The sequence below is a fragment of the Pseudomonas syringae group sp. J309-1 genome, assembly GCF_032582135.1.
Classification (GTDB): domain Bacteria; phylum Pseudomonadota; class Gammaproteobacteria; order Pseudomonadales; family Pseudomonadaceae; genus Aquipseudomonas; species Aquipseudomonas quasicaspiana.
The window spans coordinates 47,816-73,282 of sequence record NZ_JAWHNU010000026.1; the positions used below are offsets into that span (position 1 = coordinate 47,816).

Here is a 25,467-nt window from a genome sequence, read left to right on the forward strand (position 1 = left end):
GCGGTGATTGAAAGCGATGCGCTGATCATTGGCGGTGGAATCGTCGGCGCCTCAGCCGCCCTGTTTCTGGCTATGAAAGGCAAGCGCGTGACCTTGCTTGAGCGCGACTTTTGCGGCTCTCATTCCAGCGGCGTCAACTACGGCGGCGTGCGCCGTCAGGGTCGGCCGTTGAGCCAACTACCCTTGTCGCAACGCGCCCACGACATCTGGAGCGGTTTGCGCGAGCTGATTGGCATTGATGGCGAATATCAGCGCTCCGGGCACCTGAAACTGGCCCGTAGCGAAACAGACATGAACGCCTTGCGCGCTTACGCCGAAGCCAGTCGCGGCTTCGGACTGGAGCTGCAACTGCTAGATCGCGAGCAATTACGGGCGCGGTTTGCCTGGGCAGGCGATGTCGCGGTGGGCGCTTCCCTGTGCGCCGACGATGGCCACGCCAACCCCAGACTGGTGTCCCCGGCTTTCGCCCAGGCAGCCAGGCGGGCTGGCGCGCAGATTTTCGAACAGGCCAAGGTGGTTGAAGTCGGTCACGACGGCCACGCATTTGTGGTCCACACGGCCAGCGGTCTTAATCTGCGCGCGCCTTGGTTGCTCAACTGCGCGGGAGCCTGGGCCAGCGATCTGGCTGCACAATTTGGCGAACCGGTGCCGATGGTGTCGGGGCATCCGGCCATGTTGGTCACTGAGCCGCTGCCGATGTTCATGGACGTCAGCACCGGCGTCGAGGGGGGTGGCATCTATGCCCGGCAAGTCGCCAGAGGCAATTGTGTACTGGGCGGTGGTCAAGGTTTTGCGCTGGACCCGGCCCGCGCCAGGCCGGGGCAAGCGGCTGTACTGGAAATTCTGCGCAACGCGGTCGAGCTTTACCCGCCGCTGGCCGGTGCTCAGGCGATTCGCACCTGGAGCGGCACCGAAGGCTACTTGCCGGATCGCGAGCCGGTGCTCGGCCCCAGCATTCTGCAACCAGGCCTGCTGCATGGCTTCGGCTTTGCAGGTTCTGGTTTCCAGATTGGACCCGCTGCAGGTGAGGCTCTCGCCGAATACGTATGCGCTGGCCAGTCAACGATTTCCCTGGACGCTTTTTCCGTCCGCCGTTTTCAACACACTGCCCAACCCTGTAAAACCGTTAGCCATTGATTTCATTACTTTGCACAGAGGAAGGTCGCTGCAATGAAGAACGTAAAACGTATCGCATTTACCGGCTTGTCGAGCCTGCCGTTGGCGGCATTGCTGGCCGCTTCCCCGGCCCACGCCGCAACGACCCTTTATCTGGGCATGAACGGCGGCACCATGGAACGCCTCTATGCCGATCAGGTGTTGCCTGCTTTCGAGAAAGCCAACAACGTCAAAGTGGTGATCGTACCGGGAACCTCGTCGGACATTCTCGCCAAGGTTCAGGCCAGTAAAGACAACCCGCAGATGCACGTGATGTTCCTTGATGACGGCATCATGTACCGGGCGATCTCCATGGGTCTGTGCGACAAGCTACAGCCGAGCCCTTCCCTGGCTGACCTGCCGGCCAAGGCGAAGATCAAGGATGAAGGTGCTGCCGTAAGCCTCGGCGTCACCGGGTTGGCTTACAACACGAAAATGTTCAAGGAGAACGGCTGGGCCGCGCCAACCTCATGGATGGATCTGGCGGACAAGAAGTTCAAGGAAAAAGTGGTATTTCAGTCCATGGCCTCCTCCACATTCGGCCTGCATGGTTTCCTGATGTTCAACCGCATTCAGGGCGGCAGCGAAACTGACGTGGAGCCGGGCTTCAAGGCGTGGCCGAAAACCGTGGGCCCGAACATCCTGGAATACATCGCCAGTTCGGCGAAGATTTCCGAGATGGTGCAAACCGGCGAAGCCGCGCTGTTCCCGCTCACACCCACGCAGGTGACTGCGCTGAAGATCAAGGGCGTACCTGTCGAGTACGCGCCTCCGAAGGAAGGTGGTGTGGTACTGAACGTCGCCGAGTGCGCCATCGCGAAAAACGACCAGCCAGAACTGGCGCAGAAGCTTGCGGCCTATCTGTTGACGCCAGAAGCTCAGGCACCCGCGTTGGAGTTTGGTGATCAGATCCCGTCAAACCCGAAAACCCCGACGACCGAGAAGACCAAAGCTCAGGTCGAGGCGATGAACAAGTATCTGGAAACGGCAGTGACCATTGATTGGGATCAGGTCAACCAGACGCGCCCAGAGTGGAATGCGCGCTGGAACAGGACAGTGGAGCGGTAGATAAACCTCGGTACCAGCCTTGGACTACCGATAACCGTGTCATCGTTCTTCGCGGGCAAGCCTCGCTCCAACAGCGTTAAGCGATTTCTGTTGGAGCGAGGCTTGCCCGTGAAGGGGGCTGAAAAAAGTCAGATACTTTGTGACTATAGAAGCCCCCCCCTTGATGCTCTGATACAAAATGTTTCAACTATCCCTAACCTGAACAGTCACAACCCTATCGCCCCGTATTGACGGGACTCAGTTGTGAGAAAACAGGCCGGATGAGTTTCATTCTTTGTATGACCGTACTTGGCGCGTTGCTGATGATGCTCGCGCTGACTTCTTCTTATTTGCGCTGGCTGCCCGTCACGACGTCGGCTGTGTGTCTGGCATTCGGCTTTGCCATTGGCCCTGCCGGGTTGGGCATGCTGGATCTGGACTTCCGCGACGCGGCGAGCTGGCTGGAACGTCTGACCGAAGCCGCCGTGCTGTTCTCGTTGTTCAGCACCGGGATCAAACTGCGTCTGCCGCTGAACAGCAAGGCCTGGCACTCCGCTTACTGGCTGTCTGGACCGGTGATGCTGGCGACCATTGCTGGCACCGCCCTGGCGGCCCACTACCTGTTCGGCCTGTCCTGGGGCGTTTCGATCTTGCTGGGCGCCATGCTCTCGCCCACCGATCCGGTTCTCGCTTCGCTGGTGCAGGTCAATAATGCTCAGGATTCCGACCGGCTGCGCTTTGGCTTGTCAGGTGAGGCGGGGCTGAACGACGGCACGGCCTTTCCATTCGTGATCTTCGCCCTGATGTTTCTGACTCACGCCAGCGGTGACACTGACTGGATCCAGCACTGGGCCATAAAAAACCTGCTGTGGGGTGTGCCTATTGGACTGTTGGTCGGCTACGGCCTGGGCCGTGGGATCGGGCATTTGATGATTTATCTGCGCATCAAAAACGCTGACAGTGACACCTCGCCTAACGACTTTCTGGCCCTGGCTCTCATCGCCATCGCTTACGTAGTCGCCGACGGTCTGGGCGCGTTTGGCTTTCTGTCAGTGTTCGCTGCAGGGCTTGGCTTGCGTCAGGCAGAAGCACAGACAACCCGGTCCGAGGTGCCCGCCGAACATCTGGCACAACCGGTGATAGGTCACATGAGCGGCAGCATTGAACGCACTACGGTTGCCGAGAAAGGCGACCTCAGTGAATCGCAACTCGCTGCGGGCGTGATGATGGGTGACATGCTGGCGTTCTCAAGCCTGGTGGAGCGCTCAATGGAAGTGCTGTTGATCACTCTGCTCGGCGCATCGCTGGCGATCTACTGGGATTGGCGCGCCGTGGGCCTGGGCCTGGTGCTGTTCTGCTTCATCAGGCCCATTGCGGTGTGGCTTCTGATCAGCAAACGATTGCTCAACAAACGTCAGAAAGCTCTGGTTGGCTGGTTTGGCATACGCGGTATCGGCAGCCTGTTCTACCTGTGCTTTGCCTTGGGCCACGGGCTACCGGACGATGTAGCCAGTATCAGCATCAGCCTCACGCTTTCAGTAGTGGCACTTAGTATTCTGCTCCACGGTGTCAGCATTCAACCGCTTTTGGAGCGTTATGAGCGGAGCATCCGAGAGGAATAACAGAGACTTACACTCGTTTGAATGTTTTTAAAACCATTTATGAACCATTCAGTCAAGGGGCAGCCCAATCTTGCAACGACGTGCATTTGCATGAGTAGACGCTTTTTGCCTCGCGACGTAACTGGCCACTCCCACGCCAACGTTTGCGTCTCCCGTTTGAAAGGCAGGAATAAAGAATGCGCATCCTTCTAATAGAAGATGATCCGGTCCTGGCAATGATCGCCGCCGCCACGCTAGGTGCAGAGCATGAAGTAATCGGCCCTGCATACGACGTGTCTCACGCGCTGAAACTCGCCCGTGAACAGAGGGCAGACATCGCTTTCGTCGATATCAATCTCGGTGGTCATGACGAGGGCATCGCGCTGGCCCGCAGTCTTATGGAAGAGCATGGCGTCAGTTCGATGTTCATCAGCGGGCAAATCCTCACTGCCCGGGCTAACGCCGATGCAGCGTTGGGCTTGTTGCGCAAACCCTATGCGCCGCAAGACCTCAGCCTGTGCGCGAAAGTTGCTCAAGCGTTGCTGGATGGTCGGCCCCTCGCCACGCTCCCTGCTCATAACGCACTGGAGATATTCCAGCCTGCCCGGTCACGATTGCCAACGGTCAGCATCAATGAAATCCGAGCCTGAGGAGACGAGCCACCCGGCAGCACTCGGTGAACGGGAATTCCGGGAGCTGGCTGACCACGCACCGGTGATGATCTGGCGAGCCAGAAGCGACAAACACTGCGACTGGTTCAACAAGCCCTGGACAGACTTTACCGGCAAGACCCAGCAGCAGCTTTGCGGCTATGGCTGGAAGGACGATATTCATCCCGAAGACCTGGGCGCTTGTGTCGATGCTTATGACAAGGCATTCGACGAGCGAGCACCTTTCAAAACACCCTACCGGGTCAGGCGTCATGACGGGCAATACCGCTGGATGCTGGACAGTGGTGCACCGTTTTACCGCGACGGAGAGTTCGCGGGTTATTTCGGCAGTTGCGTCGATATCACCGAACAACGGGAAATGGCGGAAAATCAGCAGGCGCTGCTTGCCGAGCTCAATCATCGGGTCAAGAACAACCTTCAGTTGATCATCAGCCTGTTGCAACTTTCCAGCCTGCGCGCCAAGGGTGACGAAGCAAAAAACCTGATGCAGTCGGCCATATCACGAGTGGTAGGGATTGGCGCCGTCCAAGAGCAGTTACACCGCAACAGCCAGAATCAGGTCGACCTCGCACAACTGCTGCCTGATCTGGCGCGGGGCGTTATCGACACCCAGTACAGCAGGCCTATCGCGCTCAGTCTTCAAACCCGGCCGGTTTACGTTTCCCTGCAAATAGCGTCCAACATGGGTTTGATTCTCAACGAGCTACTGGACAACGCGATCAAGCACAGCAACGGCAGTGGTATCGACCTGCAAATAGAGCCAATGGATACGCAAACAGCGCGGATCTGCATCTGTGATCAAGGCCCCGGATTCAGCGATGAGGTGTTAACTTCCTTCTCCGCGTCAGGCACGCCCTTGGCCTTGAGCCTTGTGGATGCACTGTCCAAACGCTGCGGCGCGACCGTGCAACGCAGCAACAAACAACTCGATAAGGGTCATGGCGCACAGGTTGAGCTCATGTTGAAGCTTACTCCCCTCAACTGAGCCATGCCGCTAACCCCTTGTTGCACGGGGCCTGTAGACCAGTGATTGAGTCTATCGATCACCTCATCGGAACAAGCGATTGGACTGCGGCATTTCGACTCAGTAGCTTGCTTACTAATTCGGTGAACCAGCCCAGCTTGCCCGGACCGCCCGCGAGCGACCGCGTTGTACCGTGCGCAGCCCGCCGCTGAACATGCCGCGAACCACTCTTCTGAATCACAGGACTTCGCCAACGTGCCCAAGCGCATGTTGCGCAACCCGACAGGACGCCAGAACCCCAAATATTGACCGGTGACTGCCAGCAGTCGCGGGCCCCGCGCTCGCACCCTGAAAGTTGCCCTGCTTGAGCCATGATTATGTCCGTGAATACCCCGCAACAGATTGCCGAACTGACCGTCGAAGCAGGCGTGAAGAAAGCCCACCTGCCCATGCTCTCAGTCCTGATTCTGGGCTTTCTGGCCGGGGCATTCATTTCCCTCGGCTTCCTGCTGGATATCCACGTCAGCACGATGATACCGGCGCAGTGGGCTTCATTCGGTAATTTGCTCGGGGCTGCTGTTTTCCCCATTGGCCTGATCCTGGTGATTCTTGCGGGCGGCGAGTTGCTCACCGGCAACATGATGAGCCTGCCGATGGCAATGTTCGCTGGGCGCATCAAGCTGTCGGCGGTGGCACGCAACTGGTTGCTGGTGACAGTGGCCAACTTGCTGGGAGCCCTGTTTGTCGCGTTTTTCTTTGGTCACCTGCTGGGCTTGACTGAAGGTCCGTTCCTGGCAAAAACCATCGCCATCGCTACCGGCAAAGTCAACGCAGATTTCACCCAGGCATTCATTTCCGGGATCGGCTGCAACTGGCTGGTTTGTCTGGCCGTGTGGCTGTCCTACGCCAGCAAGGATGTTGCAGGCAAGATCCTCGGCATCTGGTTTCCAGTGATGGCCTTTGTGGCCATCGGTTTCCAGCATGTCGTGGCCAACATGTTTCTGATTCCTGCGGCAATATTCGCCGACGCCCTGAGCTGGACCCAGTTCGTGGATAACTTTGTCGCGGTATTTCTAGGTAACGCGGTGGGTGGCGCAGTATTTGTGGGTCTGGCTTACTATGTGTCCTATAGCGAAACGCTGACATCGGCCGATAACCCTGTAGCGTCACCGGCGGCCAGTTCGCAAAAAATATGAAACTTGCCACGCACAGTGCTGTTATATGGCTGTTGGATAAAGTATTGAGAAGGTGGAAATGTCAGACCGTATCCTGATGGACAGCTTTGCACGCAAGGTCGATTACCTGCGGATGTCAGTGACAGACCGTTGCGACTTCCGTTGCGTGTATTGCATGGCCGAGGAAATGACATTTCTGCCGCGCCAACAGATTCTGTCGCTCGAAGAGATTTATCAGGTAGCTGAACAGTTTGTCGCCCTTGGCACACGCAAGATTCGACTGACCGGCGGGGAGCCGCTGGTTCGATCCGGAATTGTCGGGCTTTGTCAGCAGATTGCCGCCCTGCCCGGCTTGCGTGAGCTGTGCATGACCACCAATGGCTCGCAACTGGACAAACTTGCTCAGCCGCTGTTCGACGCCGGAGTTTCCCGACTCAACATCAGTCTGGACAGCCTTGACCCGGTGCGCTTCAAGGAAATGACCCGCACGGGTGACCTGAGCAAGGTCATAGCCGGGATCGATGCAGCCAACGCTGCGGGTTTCGTGCACACCAAGCTCAACTGCGTGGTGATGCAAGGTCGCAACGATCATGAGATCAATGACCTGGTGGCCTTCGCCATCGACCGCAAGCTGGATATTTCCTTCATCGAAGAGATGCCGCTGGGCATCATCAGCGATCACAGCCGCGCCGAGTCCTTCTACTCAAGTGATCAGGTACGCGAACGGATTGCCGAGCGCTATACGCTGATCAATTCCGCTGAATCCACTCAAGGTCCTTCACGCTACTGGCGCCTGGCGGAAGCACCGGACATTCGTGTCGGCTTCATCTCCCCCCACAGCCATAACTTCTGCGCGACCTGCAACCGGGTACGGTTGACCGTTGAGGGTCGGCTGCTCCTGTGTCTGGGCAATGAACACTCTGCGGACCTCAAAGCCGTGCTGCGTGCCAATCCAGGCCAACCGGAAAAGCTTGAGAAAGCGATCATCGACGCCATGCAGTTGAAGCCGTGGAGCCACAACTTCAGCGTCAACGATGAAGTGCAGGTGGTGCGGTTCATGAATATGACGGGTGGATAGGAAAGATCGGAGAACCGGCACTCAATCTGTCGCGAAGCAAATGTGGGACTTGTAGGAGCCAACTTGTTGGCGAGGTGGTGTGCCTGACATACCGCATCAAGCGACTCGCGAACAAGTTCACTCCTACAGGCGGCATGTTCTGTCAGCCCTGGCCCCCCCCCCTTCAAACGCCTCTTCGATATCACTGACATTCCCGGGCCGTACCAGACGACTCAGTTCAACACCATCACGCATGAAAATCAGCGTCGGCCACAGCTTTACCCTGAATGAGCGGCCCAGTGGTCGCCCACTGCCGTCTTCGATTTTCAGATGACGTACGTCGGGATAGTCCGCAAGCACCTTATTGACCAGCGGCTCGACAGCCTTGCAGAAGCCGCACCAATCGGTCCCGAACTGGATCAGGGTCGCCCCCGCAAAGGCATCGACTTCGGCGCGACTCGGGGCCGCTGTAGCGTAAGGCTGAATGCTCATAGGTAAATCTCCGCACACTGCAAATGACCATCATGACGATGACCGCGTGATCAATCTGTCACGTTTGAACGGTCGTGTATGACGAAGTTCGACCGCAGATCAAACCTGCATACCGTCCCTGGCGACGACCACCTGCTCCGGCAACTCATCCTCGTGCTCCTTCAACCACGCATCCAGCGTATGGCCGATATGGGTCAGTACGGCCTTGCCCGGTTGCAGTTGCTCGATGATCTCAAGCGCAAGATTCAGATCGTTGTGGTTACGCGGGGCTTGTGGTTGCGGCGGCATTGAGCAGTCCAGGACCAGTACATCCAGCGGTTGACGTTGCAGATAATCGCGCGTTGCGTCAGGCAAACCTACTGTGTCGGTGAGATAAGCAACGCGCCTGCCCTCGCCTTGCAGCAGATAGCCCAGGGTGGGTTTGGAGTGCAGCAGCGGCAATGCGGTGACGGTCAGGCTGCCAAGCTCACGGGTCTCGAAAGCATCGAACGGCTGGCTGAAATCAAGAATACCCGGGTGTTTGTAAAGGTCGGACAGGCCTTCCGGATCCTTTGGCCCGTGTACCGGAATGATCAGTCCCTGCCCCCAACGCAAATGCAGCAGGCCCTGGGCGTGATCAGCATGGTAATGGGTCTGCAGGATGCCGCTCAGCGTACGGGGTGGAAAACGCTCGGCAAGATCGGTCAGCCCGCTGTCGATCAGCCAGCGTTGATCGCCACACTCGATCAAAGCGCTGCACGGTAGACGCCGCAAGCGATGATCGGCCATGGCTGCCAGACACGCCGGGCACTGACAGCCATACACCGGAACCTGACGAGCATCTGCGGTGCCCAGCAAAGTCAGGCGCATGCGTGCTCACGGGCGATGTGTTGCAACAAACGCTCGGTGGTCTGCTCCAGCGCTCCCGAGTTGTCGAGCAGGAATACCGCTGAATCGCTGTCCAGCAACTCCACAGTGAAACGGGAATTGCGTTGCAGCCTCGCTTCGATGTCAGCCACTGATTCCCTGCCTCGGGCCAGCAATCGCTGGCGCAAGGTGTCGTCATTGACCGTCAGCAAGATCGCCAGCAAATCAGGGTAGCGCTGACGGGCCTGAGACAGATGCGCGCGGGAGCCGTTGACCAGAACGTCCAGCCCAGCGGCCAGCCACTCATCGACCTGTTTCGGAATGCCGTAATGCAAGCCGTTGGCCTGCCAGCTCAAAGCGAATTCACCCTGCGCCTGCATGGCCATAAACTGCTCGACGGTCACCGCCTGCGCGGACTCACCGACGGCCTCCGCCGAACGCGTGATGACGCGCTGTACCACCCGACAACCGCGCCGGGTCAGTTCATCGCGCGCGCTATCCAGCAGGCTGTCCTTGCCCGAACCGGACGGCCCGATGAGATAGATCAACCTGCCTGCCATCAATACACCCTCTTGCCTTGTCGCCAGACCTGCTGAATAACCGGCAGCGTACCTTGATTCCGGACATTATCCGCCCGGCTCTTATCAGCACGGCTCTTATCAGCACGGACTTGAACCAGATCGGCTCGCAACCCGACCCGGATTTCCCCGCGATCATCCAGCCCGGCTGAAACGGCCGGAGCCCGACTGACCATTGCGACTGCCTGGGGCAGCGTACAGTAATCGCCCTGCCCGGCCAGCGTGAACGCGGCCTGCAACAGGCTGGCCGGATAATAGTCGCTGGAGAGAATATCCAGTAGCCCTTCTTTTGCCAGATCGACGGCTGCCACGTTGCCGGAGTGAGATCCACCGCGTACCACATTGGGTGCACCCATCAATACGCTCATGCCCAGACGCCGACAACCCTGCGCAGCCTCCATGGTGGTGGGGAATTCAGCGATGCTCATGCCGTAGCCTGCGGACTCCTCGACATGAGCCAGTGTCGCGTCGTCATGGCTGGCCACCGACAGCCCTCGCGCCAGGCAATCCTCGACGATAGCGCGACGAAAACGATCGCTGTACTCACGGGAATTGCCCACCTGCTCAACGATGAACTCGTCCATTTGCGCGGTCGTCAGTTGATATTTGCCCATGTAGTACTCGCGGTACTTGGACTCAAGCGCGAACTGGCGCTGACCCGGCGAATGGTCCATCACTGACACCAGTTGCACCAGTGGCTGCGCTACCAGATCGCGGAACACGCTCAAGGTATCCGGGTGGCAGACTTCACAACGCAAGTGCAGGCGGTGCTCGGCACGGGTCAGGCCTGCCGCGTTAGCGTGGGCAATCGCTTCAAGCATCGCAGGCAGTTGCTGCATGCGCTTGCCCTTGGGATTGACGTCACCGATAGACAGCGCGTCGAACACCGTGGTGATGCCCGATGCAATGATCTGCGCATCATGGCTGAGCACGGCCGACGCCGAAGGCCAATCTACGCCGGGGCGTGGCGACAGGTGTTTTTCAAGGTTGTCGGTGTGCAGTTCGACAAGGCCAGGCAGCAGGAAATCGCCTTGCAGGTCCTGCGCCTGAGGCGCCTGGCTACGCCCGGTTTGCATCTCAACGATCAAGCCATCGCGCAATACCACGGTGCCGTTGAACACCTGATCGGCGGTTACCACTTGAGCATTGGTGAGAATCTGTTCGGTCAGCATTGCTGCAACTCCTTGGCGGTCAGGTCCACCGGGGTCATGTCCAGATAGCGATCGGCAACCGCTTCACGGGCGGTGCGGTCATGGAAGATGCCAATCAACGCGGCACCGGCATGTTTGGCTTCATTCATCAGTTCCAGCACCACCTGGCGATTGCTGTCATCCAGCGATGCGGTGGGCTCGTCCAGCAGCAGCACGGGCCAGGGCACCATGAAGCCGCGGGCGATATTAATGCGCTGTTGTTCACCGCCGGAAAAAGTCCCCGGTGCCAGTTGCCACAGGCGTTGTGGAATGTTCAGGCGGGTCAGCAACTGTTCAGCGCGGGCTTTGGCGTCGGCTTTTGACCAGCCCCGTGACAGCGCAGGCTCCATGACCACATCCAGACTGGAAACCCTCGGGATCACCCGTAGAAACTGGCTGACGTAACCCAACGTCTGGCGCCTTACCGCCAGCACTTGCCGGGGCTCTGCACCCACCAGCTCCAGCCATTCACCGTCATGCTGCACGCGGATGCTGCCGCCAGCGGGCAAATAGTTGGCGTATAGCGTACGCAGCAAAGTGCTTTTGCCCGCGCCGGAGTCGCCATGCAGCACCAGGCATTCCCCTTCGCGTACTTTGAAATTCATGCCGCGCAGCACGTTGAGCACGACACCGTTCTGCTGGTGCAATGTGAAAGTTTTCGAGAGGTCGCGGACCTCGATCAGCGTATTCATGAGACGTCCCCCAAAAGGCGATTCACGGCTGCAGCACCGAAGACACCAGCAACTGCGAATAAGGATGCTGCGGGTCATCGAGGATCTGGTCGGTCAGACCGGTTTCCACTACCCGCGAGCGACGCATCACGATCAAACGGTCGGCCAGCAGTCTGGCGACGGCCAGGTCATGGGTGACGATCACCACCGCCAGGTCCAGCTCACGCACCAGGGCGCGCAGCAAATCCAGCAAGCGCGCCTGCACCGAGACGTCGAGGCCGCCGGTAGGCTCATCCATGAACACCAGTCGCGGGCTGGACACGAGGTTGCGAGCGATCTGCAAGCGTTGCTGCATGCCACCGGAGAAGGTCCGCGGCAGGTCGTCGATGCGCAGCGGATCAATCTCCACCTGAGTCAGCCAGTCAATGCCGGCTTCCCGCAGCGCCTGATAATTGCGCACGCCCTGAGCCATCAAGCGCTCGCCGATATTGGCTCCGGCGGACACGCCCATTCGCAGACCATCACGCGGGCTTTGCTCGACGAAACCCCATTCGGTGCGCAGCAAGGTGCGGCGCTGGGCTTCGCTGGCGCTGTACAGATCAAGCATCTGCCCGTCTTTGCCGCGATAATCGATGCCACCCCGGTCTGGCGGGCAGCGGCCACTGAGTAGCGAGAGCAAAGTGGATTTACCGGAACCGGATTCACCGACGATGCCCAGCACCTCCCCCGGATACAGCTCGAAATTGACGCCTTGGCAGCCTTTGTCCGGGCCATACAGTTTGGTCAGGTCACGAACCTTAAGCAGCGGCTGCGTGCTCTCGGGCAGTGACGTAATGTTGTGGCTGGCTTGCGCGCTGATCATTGGCTCGCCTCCTGTTGCTGGCTGACGCGCTGAGCGCAGTAATCTGTGTCGGAACAGACGAAGCTCTGGGTTCCTGAATCATCAAGAATCAGCTCGTCGAGATAGGAATCGTGGCTGCCGCAAATGGCGCAGCTGTGCTCCCAGCGCTGGATCTCGAACGGGTGATCCTCGAAGTCCAGGCTCACCACTCGGGTGAACGGCGGCACGGCGTATAGGCGTTTTTCCCGCCCCGCCCCGAACAGCATCAACGCCGGGCTCATGTCGAGTTTTGGGTTGTCGAATTTGGGGATCGGCGACGGGTCCATTACGTAGCGTTCATCGACCATTACCGGGTAGGCGTAGCTGGTCGCGATGTGCCCGAACGTGGCGATGTCTTCGTAAAGTTTGACGTGCATGACCCCGTAGTCATTGAGGGCGTGCATGGTCCGGGTTTCGGTTTCCAGTGGTTCAATGAAGCGCAGCGGTTCGGGAATCGGCACTTGATAGACCAGAATCTGATCCTCACTCAGGGGCGTTTCCGGAATCCGGTGGCGGGTCTGGATGACGGTTGCTTCAGGCGTGCGCTCGGTAGTTTCAACACCGGCGGTGCGGGCAAAGAAGCGCCGGATCGACACGGCATTGGTGGTATCGTCCGCGCCCTGATCGATGACCTTGAGCACGTCTTCAGCGCCCAGAATCGCTGCCGTCAGTTGCATGCCCCCCGTGCCCCAGCCATACGGCAGCGGCATTTCACGACCACCGAATGGCACCTGATAACCGGGAATGGCCACTGCCTTGAGCAACGCACGGCGGATCATGCGTTTGGTCTGCTCATCCAGATATGCGAAGTTGTACGCCTCGTCGCGCTGGGGCTGGGGTTTTGCCTGCTGATAAGCATTCATGGCTTGGGCTCCTTCTGTGCAGGCGCACGCAGTTTACGAATCAGCCCCAGTTCGGACTGGAAGTCGACGTAGTGCGGCAATTTCAGGTGCGAAACGAAACCGGCAGCCTCGACGTTGTCGCAATGGGCCAGGACAAACTCTTCCTGCTGCGCCGGAGACTGGATTTCTTCGTTGAACTCTTCAGCGCGTAAAGAGCGATCTACCAGCGCCATGGCCATCGCCTTGCGCTCTGCGTGGCCGAACGCCAGACCGTAGCCCCGAGTGAATTGCGCCGGTTCAGTGGCCGAACCGACGAACTGGTTGATCATTTCGCACTCGGTCACTTCGATGGCGCCAATGGCAATCGGGAAACCCAGCTCTTCAGGTTCGATCCAGACATCGACTTCGCCAATCCGGATTTCCCCGGCAAACGGGTGATTGCGGCCGTAACCGCGCTGGGTGGAATAACTCAGGGCCAGCAGAAAACCTTCATCGCCACGGGCCAGGGCCTGCAAGCGCTGAGCACGATTGGCCGGGTACTCCAGCGGCTCTCGGGTGATGTCGGCCACGTCTTCGCTGCTGTCGGCTTCGTCCTTCATCAAGCCTTCTTTAGCCAATAACCCCAAGACACGCGGGCAAGGCTCAAGAACGGCGTTGTCCTGCACCTGCGGCCCCGGGTATTCGCCATCTGCCAGCAAGGTGAAGTCCAGCAGGCGATGGGTGTAGTCGAACGTCGGGCCAAGCAGTTGCCCGCCAGGCAGGTCCTTGAAGGTGGCCGACAAACGACGATTGAGCTGCATGTCCGACGTATTGATCGGCAAGCTGGCGCTGAAACGCGGCAGTGTCGTGCGGTAGGCACGCAGCAGGAAGATCGCTTCGATCATGTCCCCCGCCGCTTGCTTGATGGCCAGCGCAGCCAGTTGCTCGTCGTACAGCGAGCCTTCGGTCATCACGCGAGCAACGGCCAAAGGCAATTGCTGACGGATCTGCTCGACGCTGAGTTCGGCAATGGATATATCGCCCCGGCGTTTTTTGGCCAGCAGGCGGTGAGCATTATCGATGGCCTGTTCGCCACCTTTTACGGCGACGTACATCAGGCACGCTCCTGTGCAAGTTGTGTGACCCGGGTGCTGCGCGGCAGGCCGAGCAGATCGCTGTCGGCGACAAAGAACACGTCCAGCCCTCGGGGAAAATCGTTGTGTTGCTCGCGCTGGTTCCAGAACGTGTCGCTCAACGGCAAGGCCACTTTGTTTTCGCTTTCAATACCCGGTCCCTGCCAGCTCATGGAGCTACCGCCGCCCAGACTGGGCAACTGGATCAACAACGTGCAGGACTGATCCGGGTAACGGTCGTTACCCAGGTCGAAGCCGGACAGATCCTGTAGCTGGCTCTCGTCGAGCAAGGCGAATCGCGCATGGCGGCGCTCAGTGACAATCGGGCAGCCGCAGTGAAAAGCCAGATTGGCGCGAATCGCCGGCGTATCGAAAGCCGGAGCCAGCCACAGAGCGGTGTCGATATCCAGCAAGGCAAGGCACAAGGCATGGGTGGCTGAATCAAGACCGGTAAGTGCGGGCGGTCGCTGGGCCGCCTGCAAGGTGTGGATGACACCAGGGCCTGCCAGCGCTTTGAGGGCCGCGCGAAAACTGCGCTGTGCGTCGAGTACCGGGTCGGCGAATGCCGGTTGCAACAGTGCTGCATTCATCAGTCTTCTCCTCTGACAAGGGTAAAGAATTCCACTTTGCTGGCGGCGGTTTCGGCATCCTTGTCAGCGCGGCGCTTGAGCTGGGCGCGGGCCATCGGCTCGATCAGTTCGCTGAGCCAGTGTTGTTGCTGCGCGCCTTGCAGGTGGGCATCGGCCAGTGCGGCCAATTCGGCGCGGGGTTTGTCGCGCCCGGCCAGATAGCTGTAACCGGTACGGCCATCAGCCAGGCGTACGACACAACGGGTCACGCTCATTTCACCGACATTGAAGGCCGCGCCGGTGCCACCCATGCGGCCACGCACCAGCGTCATGCCGATTTCCGGGGCGCGAATCAGTTGGTATTCGGCGTCACGCAACGCCGATTCGTGACGGCTCAACTCGTCACCGACGGCGCGAGCGAGTACACCGATCCAGCGTTGACGTGCGGCAATAGCGGGGTCTGTAGCAGGGTTCATATGAGGCATCTCCATCAAACGATGAACTGATACTGGAAGCGGTCAGAGCGACTGGTGGAGCGTGACAACTCCACCGGATGGCCGCTGCCGTCGCGGGAAACAGTGAGAACGGTGAGCACTGGCAGATGACGCGGCATCATCAACAGATCCGCCTCTTCACGACTGGGCAGACGCGCCCCGACCAGACTCAGGGTTCGAGTCAGCGGCAAGTCGCGATCCGCCAGGAACTGGCGCAGCGAGCCGCGTCGGTAACTGGCCAGCAACTCGCTGCGGGTGGCGCAGAAACGATGGCGAATCAGGCTCACCGGATGGCCGTCGAGTTTGCGCAAGGTGTGCAGTTCGATCAGCGGCGCGTATTGATCCAGCTGCAAGTGTTCGGCGTCTTCAGCGCTGGCCGGGCACTCCTGACGCTGCAGCAACGTGGCATCGACGCCAACGCCCTGCGCTGACAACGACTGGGTATAAGCACTGTCTGCACGCATGGGATAGATCAACGGACGCTGCAATACCTGCGTGCCTTTACCCTGCCGCCGCAACACACTGCCCTCGCGCACCAATTCATCGATGGCACGGCGGATGGTGTGACGGTTGACTTCAAAACGTGCAGCGAGCTGAACTTCAGGAGGCAAGTAATCCCCCGAGGTGTAACTGCCGAGCTCGGCGCGCAGAATGTTGGCGAGCTCCAGGTACAGCGGCTCGGCTTGTTGTCTAGACATGTCCATGGTTAAAAAACACCTCAATTTCATCAAGCAATGCAGAACTTGCTGACCACACTGGATCTCTTGTGGGCGATGCTTGGTCTGGGCGGCATTCCGACGATAGGGGCGCCGCAATATCGGGCAGATCGCGTCCAGCCTTATCGTCGGAATGCCGCCCAGACCAAGCACCGCTCCCACAGGTGATATCAGGACCAACGTGAAACCTCCCCCTAAATAAACTGCTTGCGCAAACGCTGGGACACGATGTCGATGACACTGACCACCACGATGATCACCAGCAACACTGCGCAGGTCTGGGTGAACTGGAACGCGCGGATGTTTTCCCAGAGGATCACGCCAATCCCGCCCGCGCCGACCATGCCCACGACTGTTGCCGAGCGAACGTTGGACTCGAAGCGATACAGCGCGTAGGAAATCCACAACGGCATGACTTGCGGGATCACGCCGTAAATCACTTCCTGCAAGGCGCTGGCACCGGTGGCACGCACACCTTCGACTGGACCTGGATCAATCGCTTCCACGGCTTCGGCGAACAGCTTGGCCAGTACACCTGTGGTACTGATCCAAAGCGCAAGAACGCCAGCAAAGGGACCCAGGCCGACCGCCACCACAAACAACATGGCGAAGACCATTTCATTGATGGAGCGAAAGGAGTCCATGACTCGACGCAGCGGTTGGTGAATCCACCAAGGGGTGATGTTTTCAGCGCAAAGGATGCCCAGCGGCACCGAACAGACAATCGCCAGTACCGTGCCCCATAGAGCAATCTGCACAGTGACGATCATTTCCTTGAGGTACGAGCGCCACTCGTGGAAGTCAGGCGGGAAGAAATCGGCGGCGAAGGTCGCCATGTTTCCCGAGTCGCGGTACAGCGCCAACGGGTTCATCTCGGCGCCCTGCCAGGCCCAGGCCAGCATGGCCAGAAACAGGCCCCAGCCCAGGTACTGCGGCCAACTGCGTTTGCCGGCTGCCTGGGTGTAAGCCGCATGGGTAGTCGTGCTCGTCATTGTCGGATCTCGTTAAGCAGGAGGTGGGCGTGCCCGACAAGAGCACGCCCCGGATCAATCAACCCGCACTTGCAGTGTTTTTCTTCTCAAGCTCGGTCAGGCGTTCCTGCAACTTGCTCAAGCCCGCATCGATGTCCTTGAGGCGTTTGGCTTTCTCGTCGGCATTGAGGCTGGTGCTGGCGAGGGTTTCGGTGCGCTGCTTGAACAGATCAAGCTGACGGATCGGCAGCAGTTGGTCATCGCTGGACTTGAGGAACTTGCCCAGTTGCATGCCCTTGAGGACGGCTTTCTCTTCGTCGGTGTTGCCGTAATCGGCAAAGAACTCACGAATCTTGTTTTTGTTCTCGTCCGACAGCGCTTTGCTCCAGACCATTGGGTCGGCCGGAATCAATGGCGACTTCCAGATCACTTTGAGCTTGGCAGCCATATCCGGCTGGGTGACTTCCAGGCGATCCCAGCTTTCAGTGTTGAAGGTCGCAACATCCAGCTGGCCCTTGGCAACGCTGAGAGCGTTCACTTCGTGGCTGGAATTCAAGGTGCGCTTGAAGGCCGTAGCGGCGTCGACGTTGTTCTTGGCGAACACGTAGTAACCCGGTACCAGATAACCGGAGGTGGAGTTTGGATCACCGTTACCGAAGGTCAGGGTTTTGGCATTCTTGAGCATGTCTTCGACGGTGTTGATCGGGCTGTCCTTGCGGGCAATGATCACGCTCCAGTAGCCCGGCGCACCGTTGGCGGCCGAAGTCTGAGCGAAGATTTCACCGTTGGAGCGGTCCACCGCTTCCATGGCTGCCTTGTTGCCCAGCCAGGCCACGTCGACCTTGTTGAAACGCATGCCCTGGATCAAGCCTGCATAGTCCGAGGCGAAGGTGGCGTTGATTTTCAGCCCGGTCTTCTTGCCCATGTCATCCAGAAACGGCTGCCAGATGCTTTTCAGGTTCTGCGAAGACTCGGTAGACATGATGCCGAAGTTGATGACTTTCTCGTCGGCGTGGGCAGTGCCCAGCAGGCAACTGCCCAGCAACGCGGCAGACGCAACGACGCGACCGATACGGTTCAACATGGAAGCACTCCTCAGTTTGGGTTTGGCTGTTTGTTGTGTTCGGTTTTTTTAAAAGTAATGGGAGGCGGCTCAGTTGCGAGCCAGCACCAGACGAGGTGGGGCAATGATGCGTCGACCCTCTTCAGCAATCATCAGGCTGGTGTCCACGTCTGCGCCGTACAGATCATTGAGGAACTGGCTGCTGAGATTTTTCCCGTCACCGTCGAAATGAATCCGTCCGCCTTTAAGCGCCACGGCGCGAGGGCAATAGCGCACGGCGTAATCCACCTGATGCAGGGTGACGACTACGGTCTTGCCGTCAGTGCGATTGATATCGGCGAGGATTTCCATGACCTTGCGAGCGGACTCAGGGTCCAGCGAAGCGATAGGCTCGTCAGCGAGGATCACCTCGGCACGCTGGGTCAACGCCCGGGCAATCGCGACTCGCTGTTGCTGGCCCCCCGACAAGGTCGAGGCACGCTGTGCGGCCAGATCCACAAGACCGACGCGGTCCAGTGACTGCAAGGCGCGTTGTTTTTCTTCGGTATTGAACAGGCCGAGATTGCCGCGCCAGCCGGGCATGCGCCCCAGGCAACCCAGCAGCACGTTATCGAGCACGCTGAGACGGTTGACCAGATTGAACTGCTGAAAGATGTAGCCGATATCGGAACGCAGCTTTCGCACCTTGCCGTTGAGGCGGCCAGCAGCCTGCACCTCTCGGCCCAGCACCTGCACGCTCCCGCCATTGCCACGATCACAGCACGCCAGCCCGGCAAGGTGACGCAACAGCGTGGATTTGCCGGAACCCGAAGCACCGATCAGGGCGACCATTTCTCCGGGTTGTATAGACAATGCCAGATCAACCAGCGCGGGCTTGCGCGCAAAAGTCTTGTTCAGACGCTCGACATGGATGGCTGGGTTCATGGGCTTCTCTGTCTGGTTGTTGTGAGTTGCAACTGACAGTGCGCCTGGGGTGTTTCAACGGGGTGAACTGGAAGTGACGGTTGAGTAACCGTTTTGTGAAAGGTTGAGGTGTCGCAAGATGCTTCCGACGCAAGTGTCAAAAGCCGGAAACGATACCGCCCGGCTCGCGATCATCCGGACGACTAGCCTTCGGTGACCTGATATCCAGTCGGTGCACTAACCGTTTACTTTATGCGTACGAGACAGGCATAGCGTTCGGAACCTGGTTTGAACCAGCTAAAGCCAGATGCCGTATCGCAAGCGCAAAAATATCTGGGGCTTGCACAGCACAAATGGTAGCTTTGCGCCACCTACGGAGAGACTTCATGAAAGGATATTCACTGGCGCTAGCCATCACCGCCCTGCTCGCCAGCGGGATTGCTCGCAGCGAGATATTCAAATGCACTTCGCCTGAAGGCAAGGTGAGCTTTGCGTCAGTCCCTTGCAGCGAAGACAACGCTGCGACGTCCGTACAAAGACAAGGCCCACCCAAAATGCTGCGTCAGGGTGAGCCCGTGGATCACGCGCACAAGATCAATCTGAAGGCTACCGAGTTCCTGAAAGTCAGCGGCCGGACCAAGGTCACTGTCTATGAGACGGAGAGCTATAAGCTATATCAAAAGAACCGCCGGCCTCCCCCGACTGCAAAATCGCTGTGCGAAAGTCCGCGGTATGACAGCCAGTGTTTTGATCCTTCGGGCGGTCAGTCAGGGAAGAAAGGTAAATAAGTCCTCAGGACCGCCTGGTCGCGCTACGACGGCTTACTTCCCACCCAACCCTGAAATCAACGCCTTGTTGAACCCCACCGGATCCTCCATCTGCGGTGCATGCCCCATCCCCGGGAACTCAACCAGTTTGGCGCCGGGAATCATCTTCGCGACGTCCTTGCCCAGTACTTTGTAGTTACCCAGCTTAGCCTTGAGCTCCGGCGAAACGATGTCGCTGCCGATGGCTGTCGTGTCCGCGTCGCCAATCATCAGCAAAGTCGGAACGGTGAGTTTCGGGAATTCATAAAACACCGGCTGAGTGAAAATCATGTCGTAGATCAGCGCCGAGTTCCACGCCACCACTTCCTTGCCCGGCCCCTTGCTCAGACCGGCAAGCATGTCCACCCACTTGTCGTATTCGGGCTTCCAGCGGCCGGCGTAATAGGTGTTCTGCTCGTATTTGCGAATGCCTTCGGCCGTGACTTTCAGCTCACGCGCATACCATTGATCCACGGTGCGATACGGCACACCCAACGCTTTCCAGTCTTCCAGGCCAATCGGATTGACCATGACCAGTTGTTGAGTCTGCTGCGGATACATCAGGGCATAACGGGTGGCGAGCATGCCGCCAGTGGAATGACCAATGATGGTCGCCTTGTCGACGCCCAGTTTGGAGAGTAGCGCATGGGTGTTGGTCGCCAGTTGCTGGAAGGTGTATTGGTACTGCTCGGGTTTGCTGGAAGTACAGAAGCCAATCTGGTCTGGCGCGACCACACGATAGCCCGCGCTGCTCAAGGCCTTGATGCTGTCTTCCCAGGTTGCGCCGCAAAAATTCTTGCCATGCATCAACACAACGGTTTTACCGTTGGCCTTGCCTTGGGCGGCGACATCCATGTAACCCATTTCGAGCTTTTTACCCTGAGATTCGAATTCGAATTTGCTCAACGGATAAGGGTATTTAAAACCCTCAAGTTGCTTGCCATAGCTGGGTGTGTCGGCCATCGCCCCGACGGGTAATGCCAGAGCCAGCATGAAACCGGCAATATTTGCAGCACGCATGTGCAATCTCTCCTGAGCAAAAATATTCAGCCCAAGGTGATACACCGCGCCTAGTGTTGCGGGCAAGTGATGAAACATGAAGTAAGAGTTAAGTGCGGCTCCCTGTTCTGAATAAACAAGGAGCCGTGTCCCGGTCGGGATCAGAGAATATCCAGCGGATACGTCACGATCACCCGATGCTCATCGCTGTCACGCTGGGTAGTGACCTGAGTACGTAGCGAGGCATGCCGCAACTGGATGCCGAGCTTTTTAAGAGGCCCGGATTGCACCACATAGCCCAGCGTCAGGTTGCGCTCCCACTCCTTGCGATCACCGTCCGGCGTACGGATGTTGGAGCCGCTTTCGTACATGCCCAGGAACGTCAGCCCCGGAACGCCAACCTGAGCGAAGTCATAACCGTAACGAACCTGCCAGGTACTTTCACCGGCACGCTGGAATTTGCCGATCATTGATTCGGTCATGAAGTACGCGCTGGAACCGTCACCCTGATTGAGCCAGACCGCATCGCTGTCGCCGCTGACTTGCTGGAAACCGGCAGACAGGCTATGACCGGCAATCATATAAGTGAACAGCGCACTGGAAAGACGGCTGTCAACTTTGCCTTTGGTGACGCCATCGCCGTAATAACCGAACGTGTAGAACGCCGGATCATTGCCATTGGCGCCATCAGAGCTGTTGTCGAAGTAACGCAGGTCCGAACGCAATACGCCTGGCCCTACGGGCATGTCGTATTTCAAGCCGAGAAAGTGTTGTTTGTAAAAGTCTTTCAAGTTGCCGTAGTAATACTGAACGGTCAGGTCTTTAGTCGGTTTGTAATCCACACCGCCGTAATAGAACTTGTTAACGAACTCGCCGCTCACCGCGTTATTCGCGCCAGGTATCGACATCCCCATCTGGTTACTCGACCCACGACCTTTCACATGTTCCAGTTGGCCGAGGGTAAAGGTGAAGTTATCCAGATCTTTGGATTGAACCTGACCGCCATTGAAAGTCTGTTGCAGCATGCGGTCGGTGGAGATCACCACCGGCAGCATAGGCACCAGTGTGCCGTAGCGGAACTCGGTTTTGGACACCAGTGCCTTGGCGGTCAGGCCAATGCTGCCGAACTCATCTACCGCCCGGCCATCGCTGTCAGTCGGAAACACGTTACCGTTGAATGCCGTGCTGGTCGGGTTGTAATGGCGGCCTTTACCGGAATCCAGACGAATACCGAGCATGCCCAGCGCGTCTACACCGAAACCTACAGTGCCCGGGGTATAACCGGAACGGAAATCAAAAATGAAACCCTGGCCCCACTCCTGAGTGTAATTAGGATCCGCAGTACCACTGCGGTTGTCCGCGTTACTGAAGAAGTTACGTGCCAGAACACTGGCCTTGCTGTCTTCGACAAAACCGGCACTGAACGCCTGTTGGGCCATGACCATTCCACAAATACCAGCCACCACGCGGGGTGAGCGATAAATAAGCTCCATCGAGATATCCTTAGCTGTAAGTAAGTGTTGTAAGCAGTCAGGAGTGGGCAGTGAGTTTCTTATTATTTCGACGCAGTAGATTGAGTAGCAGCTAACAACTTAACGGGCGCCAGGCGAACTAAAATCAGTAATGCGATAACACCCAGCCCGGCACACATCAACAAACCAACACCCACCGAACGCGCCAACGCATCACGCGCCAGCTCCAGTAGTTGATGATTCCCACCAACGGCCGGGGTTGAATTGAGTAAAACCTGCGGGTCGATATAGCGAGCCAGTTCTCCTTCCTGGCCCGCCGCCAGAAACACTCGATTCAAATGGCTCACGTACAGCAGGTTGACCAGCACGCCCATGGCCGCTGTGCCCAGCAAACCACCGACCAATCGCAATGACTGAGTCAAGGCGGTTGCAATGCCGAGAAACTGCCGCTCAGCCAGGGTCTGGGTGAAGACGGTCAGGTTGAGCAAGATGAATCCCAGACCCACACCGGCCAGCAGAATCAACACCAGCAAGGTATTGAAAGAAGCCTGTCGCCCCGCCAGCGACAGCCCGACGCACGCCAGCAGCAAGGCGACGAACCCGGCCAGCGGCAACAGATTGGGGTTACGCAGCCGGGTCACGATACGGCTGTTGACGATCGCGCCAAGAGTGATACTCAACGCCAGCGGCGTAATCAACAAACCAGCGTCCTTGGGCGAGTATCCGTAGCTGCCCTGCAGCAACAGCGGCAGGTAAAACAGCAAGGTAAACATGATCGCGCCGGCCAGCATCGACAGCAAAAAAAGAATGCGCAGGCTCGGCACTGCAAACATCGCCGGGGGCAGTAATGCGGATTTGCAGCGACGCTCCCAGAACCAGAGCGCTGCGACAGAGAGCAGGCAAATCAAACCCAATGCGGCGCTTAATGCCGTGCTGGAATGCCCCATCCACTCAGCCCCCAGTTGCAGACTGCCCAATGCCAGGGCAATCAAGAGAGCACCTGGCCAGTCCAGACGAATGCCTGTCACTTGCACCGGCCGGTAATACGGCAGATAACGCCAGGCAAAAAACAGTGCCAGGCAACCCAGCGGCAAATTGAGATAGAACACCGATCGCCAGCCATAAGCTTCGGTCAGGAAACCACCCAGCCCGGGACCAATCGCATTGACCACGCTGAACAGCGCACTGAGCATCATCTGCCAGCGCAGTCGTTGCCGGGTATCCGGGAACAACTCCGGAATACAGGCGAACGCGGTTCCGATCAGCATGCCGCCGCCGACACCCTGCAACGCGCGGCCGATGACCAGCACCAGCATATCGTTGGCCAAGGCGCAGACCAGCGAAGCAAGGGTGAAGACGATGGTCGCGGCGATCACAAACGGCTTGCGACCGTAGTAATCGCCAAGCCTGCCGAACACCGGAATGGTGACAATCGAGGTCAGCAGATAACCCGTGGCGACCCAAGCGTAGAGCTCAAAACCTTGCAGCTCGGCGACAATGCTCGGCAAGGCGTTGCCGATCACCGTCTGATCCAGAGCCGAGAGCATCAGCACCAGTGAGATCCCAAGCATCGCCAACAAGGCTTGCCGGAAACTCAGCGCGCTCACCTGGGTCGTCATGCTCGCGCCTCAGCTCAATGCGGCAAGGGCGGTGGCGATTCGCGAACAACCCTCTTCCAGGGTTTCCAACGCCGTGGCGATGGACATCCGGAAGAAAGGTGCCAAACCATAGGCTGTACCGGCTACAACTGCTACGCCCTGGCTTTCCAGCAAATACATCACCACATCGGCGTCGGTTTCCAAAGGCTTGCCATCGGGTCTGGTTTTACCGAGCAATGCCCCACAGTTGACGTACAGGTAGAACGCGCCGTTGGGTTTGAGGCAGCTCAGGCCGTCGATGGCGTTGATCCGTTCCAGACAGCGGTCGCGACGTCGCTGGTAAACCACCACGCTCTCTTTTACAAAAGACTGATCACCGTTCAGCGCTGCCACCGCCGCCGCCTGACTGACTGAACTGGCGTTGCTGGTCGACTGCGACTGCAAGGTCGCCATGGCATTGATAAGGTCAGCCGGACCGGCCGCGTAGCCGATACGCCACCCCGTCATGGCGTACGTCTTCGAAACGCCATTGATCACCAGCACGCGATCACGCAGCGCCGGTTCAACGGTCAGGATGTGAGCGTTGGGTGCATCGTCGAAACGAATGTGCTCGTAGATGTCATCGGTCATCACCAACACGTCGGGGAAATCCAGCAACACGTCGGCCAAGGCCCGCAGCTCTTCAGCGCTGTAACTGGCGCCGGTCGGGTTGCTGGGTGAGTTGATCAGCAGCCAGCGAGTGCGCTGGGTAATTGCGGCACGTAATTGCTCTGCGGTGAGCTTGAAGCCGTTTTCTTCCGGGCAGGCCAGCGTCACCGGCTCGCCTTCGCAGGCCAGCACCATGTCCGGGTAAGACACCCAGTAAGGTGCAGGAATCAGCACTTCATCCCCTGCCCCGAGGGTCGCGGCAAACGCGTTGAAGATCGCGCTCTTGGCACCACTGGTGACGACCACTTGCGACGCCGGGTAATCCAGGCTGTTTTCACGGGCCAGTTTGGCGGCGATGGCCTGGCGCAGTTCAAGGGTGCCGGCGTTGAGGGTGTAGCGGGTTGCGCCATTTTCGATGGCGGCGCTGGCGGCTTCGCGAATGTGTTTTGGGGTATCGAAGTCGGGCTCGCCGACGACCAGGTTAATGATCGATTTGCCCTGGCGACGCAGTTCGTTGGCACGGTCGGCAGCGGCGCTGCTCGGCGAAGGTTTGATGCGTTGCACGCGGGCGGCGATGCGGGAGGCGTTCAAGGTGGTGATCCTCGGAGGTGACATTCGAGGCTCTACGTTACGAGGCTGCATCCTTTAGCAGATAAGACAGTTTCGTTCTGGGTTAATAGGAAGTGCTTATGACCGGGCATGGATCAGCTATGCACCAAAATGGAACGACTGAGTCTTTACTGTGCTTTGCGCAGGCACAATTGCGCGCAACACTCGTGGTCATAGCAAAGGCTTATAGGTTAGGGGTGGACCTTTGAGCGTTGGTATCTACGCAACACCTGTATATGTGTACATATCCGTTACTGCGTTATGGCTGATATTGGTTGCGCTTTTACAGCGCCTCACTTTTGAAAGGAGCCCAAAAGTAAGCAAAAGGCTCTTGCCCC

At 58.4% G+C, this 25,467-nt stretch carries 26 protein-coding genes; 8 read left to right on the top strand and 18 right to left on the bottom strand.

All coding sequences use genetic code 11. From position 1 onward, the window contains the following. Positions 1-3 precede the first annotated feature (3 nt). The 7 genes from RX972_RS15585 to moaA all read left to right on the top strand — a co-directional run bounded on the left by RX972_RS15585 (position 4) and on the right by moaA (position 7,691). Positions 4-1,137 carry an NAD(P)/FAD-dependent oxidoreductase gene (locus tag RX972_RS15585; RefSeq protein WP_231671300.1) on the top strand — a complete coding sequence of 378 codons (1,134 nt, stop codon included), beginning with the start codon at positions 4-6 and terminating at the stop codon, positions 1,135-1,137. Positions 1,138-1,170: 33 nt separating this feature from the next. Further along, a complete protein-coding gene (locus RX972_RS15590) occupies positions 1,171-2,223 on the top strand; it encodes an ABC transporter substrate-binding protein (protein ID WP_316876719.1) in 1,053 nt (350 codons plus the stop codon). Positions 2,224-2,483: 260 nt separating this feature from the next. Beyond that, positions 2,484-3,824 (top strand): sodium:proton antiporter, encoded by a 1,341-nt coding sequence (locus RX972_RS15595; RefSeq protein ID WP_316876721.1) that lies wholly within the window; start codon positions 2,484-2,486, stop codon positions 3,822-3,824. A 176-nt stretch (positions 3,825-4,000) separates the two neighbouring features. Beyond that, the gene (locus RX972_RS15600) at positions 4,001-4,453 is read left to right on the top strand and encodes a response regulator (RefSeq protein WP_099268308.1); all 453 of its coding nucleotides are present in this window, start codon (positions 4,001-4,003) and stop codon (positions 4,451-4,453) included. Then, positions 4,437-5,459, top strand: a complete 1,023-nt coding sequence (locus RX972_RS15605; protein WP_231671254.1) for a sensor histidine kinase — start codon at positions 4,437-4,439, stop codon at positions 5,457-5,459. The genes RX972_RS15600 and RX972_RS15605 overlap by 17 nt, the downstream gene beginning before the upstream one ends. Before the next feature lie 356 nt (positions 5,460-5,815). Continuing rightward, positions 5,816-6,634, top strand: coding sequence for a formate/nitrite transporter family protein (locus RX972_RS15610; RefSeq protein ID WP_099268306.1), 819 nt, complete (start codon positions 5,816-5,818; stop codon positions 6,632-6,634). Between the two features lie 58 nt (positions 6,635-6,692). Further along, on the top strand, positions 6,693-7,691 hold the full coding sequence (gene moaA / locus RX972_RS15615) for a GTP 3',8-cyclase MoaA (RefSeq protein WP_027901483.1): 999 nt from the start codon (positions 6,693-6,695) through the stop codon (positions 7,689-7,691). Positions 7,692-7,814: 123 nt separating this feature from the next. Here moaA and RX972_RS15620 read toward each other — a convergent pair whose 3' ends face one another. The 14 genes from RX972_RS15620 to phnC form a co-directional block, all read right to left on the bottom strand. Further along, positions 7,815-8,162 carry a thioredoxin family protein gene (locus RX972_RS15620; RefSeq protein WP_316876723.1) on the bottom strand — a complete coding sequence of 116 codons (348 nt, stop codon included), beginning with the start codon at positions 8,160-8,162 and terminating at the stop codon, positions 7,815-7,817. 99 nt (positions 8,163-8,261) lie between these two features. Next, positions 8,262-9,011 (bottom strand): phosphonate metabolism protein PhnP, encoded by a 750-nt coding sequence (phnP, locus tag RX972_RS15625; protein ID WP_316876724.1) that lies wholly within the window; start codon positions 9,009-9,011, stop codon positions 8,262-8,264. Next, positions 9,002-9,568: a phosphonate metabolism protein/1,5-bisphosphokinase (PRPP-forming) PhnN gene (phnN, locus tag RX972_RS15630; protein WP_027901486.1), complete on the bottom strand. Its 567-nt coding sequence runs from the start codon at positions 9,566-9,568 to the stop codon at positions 9,002-9,004. Before phnN ends, phnP begins: the two co-directional genes overlap by 10 nt. Beyond that, on the bottom strand, positions 9,568-10,758 hold the full coding sequence (locus tag RX972_RS15635) for an alpha-D-ribose 1-methylphosphonate 5-triphosphate diphosphatase (protein WP_316876728.1): 1,191 nt from the start codon (positions 10,756-10,758) through the stop codon (positions 9,568-9,570). The genes phnN and RX972_RS15635 overlap by 1 nt, the downstream gene beginning before the upstream one ends. Next, positions 10,752-11,468 carry a phosphonate C-P lyase system protein PhnL gene (gene phnL / locus RX972_RS15640; RefSeq protein WP_027901488.1) on the bottom strand — a complete coding sequence of 239 codons (717 nt, stop codon included), beginning with the start codon at positions 11,466-11,468 and terminating at the stop codon, positions 10,752-10,754. The genes RX972_RS15635 and phnL overlap by 7 nt, the downstream gene beginning before the upstream one ends. A gap of 22 nt (positions 11,469-11,490) precedes the next feature. Then, on the bottom strand, positions 11,491-12,309 hold the full coding sequence (phnK, locus tag RX972_RS15645; RefSeq protein ID WP_027901489.1) for a phosphonate C-P lyase system protein PhnK: 819 nt from the start codon (positions 12,307-12,309) through the stop codon (positions 11,491-11,493). Next, positions 12,306-13,190 (bottom strand): alpha-D-ribose 1-methylphosphonate 5-phosphate C-P-lyase PhnJ, encoded by an 885-nt coding sequence (locus RX972_RS15650; protein WP_316876729.1) that lies wholly within the window; start codon positions 13,188-13,190, stop codon positions 12,306-12,308. The genes phnK and RX972_RS15650 overlap by 4 nt, the downstream gene beginning before the upstream one ends. Beyond that, positions 13,187-14,263, bottom strand: a complete 1,077-nt coding sequence (locus RX972_RS15655; RefSeq protein WP_316876731.1) for a carbon-phosphorus lyase complex subunit PhnI — start codon at positions 14,261-14,263, stop codon at positions 13,187-13,189. The genes RX972_RS15650 and RX972_RS15655 overlap by 4 nt, the downstream gene beginning before the upstream one ends. Continuing rightward, positions 14,263-14,871, bottom strand: a complete 609-nt coding sequence (phnH, locus tag RX972_RS15660; RefSeq protein WP_027901492.1) for a phosphonate C-P lyase system protein PhnH — start codon at positions 14,869-14,871, stop codon at positions 14,263-14,265. Before phnH ends, RX972_RS15655 begins: the two co-directional genes overlap by 1 nt. Continuing rightward, positions 14,871-15,326, bottom strand: a complete 456-nt coding sequence (gene phnG, locus RX972_RS15665) for a phosphonate C-P lyase system protein PhnG (RefSeq protein ID WP_316876733.1) — start codon at positions 15,324-15,326, stop codon at positions 14,871-14,873. The genes phnH and phnG overlap by 1 nt, the downstream gene beginning before the upstream one ends. A gap of 14 nt (positions 15,327-15,340) precedes the next feature. Continuing rightward, positions 15,341-16,048 (bottom strand): phosphonate metabolism transcriptional regulator PhnF, encoded by a 708-nt coding sequence (gene phnF, locus RX972_RS15670; RefSeq protein ID WP_027901494.1) that lies wholly within the window; start codon positions 16,046-16,048, stop codon positions 15,341-15,343. A 206-nt stretch (positions 16,049-16,254) separates the two neighbouring features. Next, on the bottom strand, positions 16,255-17,052 hold the full coding sequence (phnE, locus tag RX972_RS15675; RefSeq protein WP_099268296.1) for a phosphonate ABC transporter, permease protein PhnE: 798 nt from the start codon (positions 17,050-17,052) through the stop codon (positions 16,255-16,257). 58 nt (positions 17,053-17,110) lie between these two features. Then, the gene (phnD, locus tag RX972_RS15680; protein WP_027901496.1) at positions 17,111-18,115 is read right to left on the bottom strand and encodes a phosphonate ABC transporter substrate-binding protein; all 1,005 of its coding nucleotides are present in this window, start codon (positions 18,113-18,115) and stop codon (positions 17,111-17,113) included. A 69-nt stretch (positions 18,116-18,184) separates the two neighbouring features. Beyond that, a complete protein-coding gene (gene phnC / locus RX972_RS15685) occupies positions 18,185-19,018 on the bottom strand; it encodes a phosphonate ABC transporter ATP-binding protein (RefSeq protein WP_316876736.1) in 834 nt (277 codons plus the stop codon). Between the two features lie 365 nt (positions 19,019-19,383). On the opposite strand from phnC, the gene RX972_RS15690 reads away from it, so the two are divergent. After that, positions 19,384-19,785, top strand: a complete 402-nt coding sequence (locus tag RX972_RS15690; protein ID WP_316876738.1) for a DUF4124 domain-containing protein — start codon at positions 19,384-19,386, stop codon at positions 19,783-19,785. A gap of 33 nt (positions 19,786-19,818) precedes the next feature. Here RX972_RS15690 and RX972_RS15695 read toward each other — a convergent pair whose 3' ends face one another. The 4 genes from RX972_RS15695 to RX972_RS15710 form a co-directional block, all read right to left on the bottom strand. Then, the gene (locus tag RX972_RS15695; protein WP_316876740.1) at positions 19,819-20,823 is read right to left on the bottom strand and encodes an alpha/beta hydrolase; all 1,005 of its coding nucleotides are present in this window, start codon (positions 20,821-20,823) and stop codon (positions 19,819-19,821) included. Positions 20,824-20,963: 140 nt separating this feature from the next. Continuing rightward, positions 20,964-22,295, bottom strand: a complete 1,332-nt coding sequence (locus tag RX972_RS15700; protein ID WP_027901502.1) for an OprD family porin — start codon at positions 22,293-22,295, stop codon at positions 20,964-20,966. Between the two features lie 62 nt (positions 22,296-22,357). Then, positions 22,358-23,893: an MFS transporter gene (locus tag RX972_RS15705; RefSeq protein WP_316876741.1), complete on the bottom strand. Its 1,536-nt coding sequence runs from the start codon at positions 23,891-23,893 to the stop codon at positions 22,358-22,360. A 9-nt stretch (positions 23,894-23,902) separates the two neighbouring features. Next, a complete protein-coding gene (locus RX972_RS15710; protein ID WP_316876743.1) occupies positions 23,903-25,111 on the bottom strand; it encodes an aspartate transaminase in 1,209 nt (402 codons plus the stop codon). Between the last annotated feature and the right edge of the window lie 356 nt (positions 25,112-25,467).

Coding starts and splice junctions, on each gene's coding strand:
- phnH (WP_027901492.1), bottom strand. CDS start 14,871: ATGAATGCAGCACTGTTGCAACCGGCATTCGCCGACCCGGTACTCGAC.
- phnP (WP_316876724.1), bottom strand. CDS start 9,011: ATGCGCCTGACTTTGCTGGGCACCGCAGATGCTCGTCAGGTTCCGGTG.
- phnC (WP_316876736.1), bottom strand. CDS start 19,018: ATGAACCCAGCCATCCATGTCGAGCGTCTGAACAAGACTTTTGCGCGC.
- RX972_RS15650 (WP_316876729.1), bottom strand. CDS start 13,190: ATGAATGCTTATCAGCAGGCAAAACCCCAGCCCCAGCGCGACGAGGCG.
- phnF (WP_027901494.1), bottom strand. CDS start 16,048: ATGGACATGTCTAGACAACAAGCCGAGCCGCTGTACCTGGAGCTCGCC.
- RX972_RS15690 (WP_316876738.1), top strand. CDS start 19,384: ATGAAAGGATATTCACTGGCGCTAGCCATCACCGCCCTGCTCGCCAGC.
- RX972_RS15700 (WP_027901502.1), bottom strand. CDS start 22,295: ATGGAGCTTATTTATCGCTCACCCCGCGTGGTGGCTGGTATTTGTGGA.
- phnD (WP_027901496.1), bottom strand. CDS start 18,115: ATGTTGAACCGTATCGGTCGCGTCGTTGCGTCTGCCGCGTTGCTGGGC.
- moaA (WP_027901483.1), top strand. CDS start 6,693: ATGTCAGACCGTATCCTGATGGACAGCTTTGCACGCAAGGTCGATTAC.
- phnE (WP_099268296.1), bottom strand. CDS start 17,052: ATGACGAGCACGACTACCCATGCGGCTTACACCCAGGCAGCCGGCAAA.
- phnG (WP_316876733.1), bottom strand. CDS start 15,326: ATGAACCCTGCTACAGACCCCGCTATTGCCGCACGTCAACGCTGGATC.
- phnL (WP_027901488.1), bottom strand. CDS start 11,468: ATGAATACGCTGATCGAGGTCCGCGACCTCTCGAAAACTTTCACATTG.
- RX972_RS15620 (WP_316876723.1), bottom strand. CDS start 8,162: ATGAGCATTCAGCCTTACGCTACAGCGGCCCCGAGTCGCGCCGAAGTC.
- RX972_RS15610 (WP_099268306.1), top strand. CDS start 5,816: ATGTCCGTGAATACCCCGCAACAGATTGCCGAACTGACCGTCGAAGCA.
- RX972_RS15590 (WP_316876719.1), top strand. CDS start 1,171: ATGAAGAACGTAAAACGTATCGCATTTACCGGCTTGTCGAGCCTGCCG.
- RX972_RS15595 (WP_316876721.1), top strand. CDS start 2,484: ATGAGTTTCATTCTTTGTATGACCGTACTTGGCGCGTTGCTGATGATG.
- phnN (WP_027901486.1), bottom strand. CDS start 9,568: ATGGCAGGCAGGTTGATCTATCTCATCGGGCCGTCCGGTTCGGGCAAG.
- RX972_RS15600 (WP_099268308.1), top strand. CDS start 4,001: ATGCGCATCCTTCTAATAGAAGATGATCCGGTCCTGGCAATGATCGCC.
- RX972_RS15605 (WP_231671254.1), top strand. CDS start 4,437: ATGAAATCCGAGCCTGAGGAGACGAGCCACCCGGCAGCACTCGGTGAA.
- phnK (WP_027901489.1), bottom strand. CDS start 12,309: ATGATCAGCGCGCAAGCCAGCCACAACATTACGTCACTGCCCGAGAGC.
- RX972_RS15705 (WP_316876741.1), bottom strand. CDS start 23,893: ATGACGACCCAGGTGAGCGCGCTGAGTTTCCGGCAAGCCTTGTTGGCG.
- RX972_RS15635 (WP_316876728.1), bottom strand. CDS start 10,758: ATGCTGACCGAACAGATTCTCACCAATGCTCAAGTGGTAACCGCCGAT.
- RX972_RS15695 (WP_316876740.1), bottom strand. CDS start 20,823: ATGCGTGCTGCAAATATTGCCGGTTTCATGCTGGCTCTGGCATTACCC.
- RX972_RS15655 (WP_316876731.1), bottom strand. CDS start 14,263: ATGTACGTCGCCGTAAAAGGTGGCGAACAGGCCATCGATAATGCTCAC.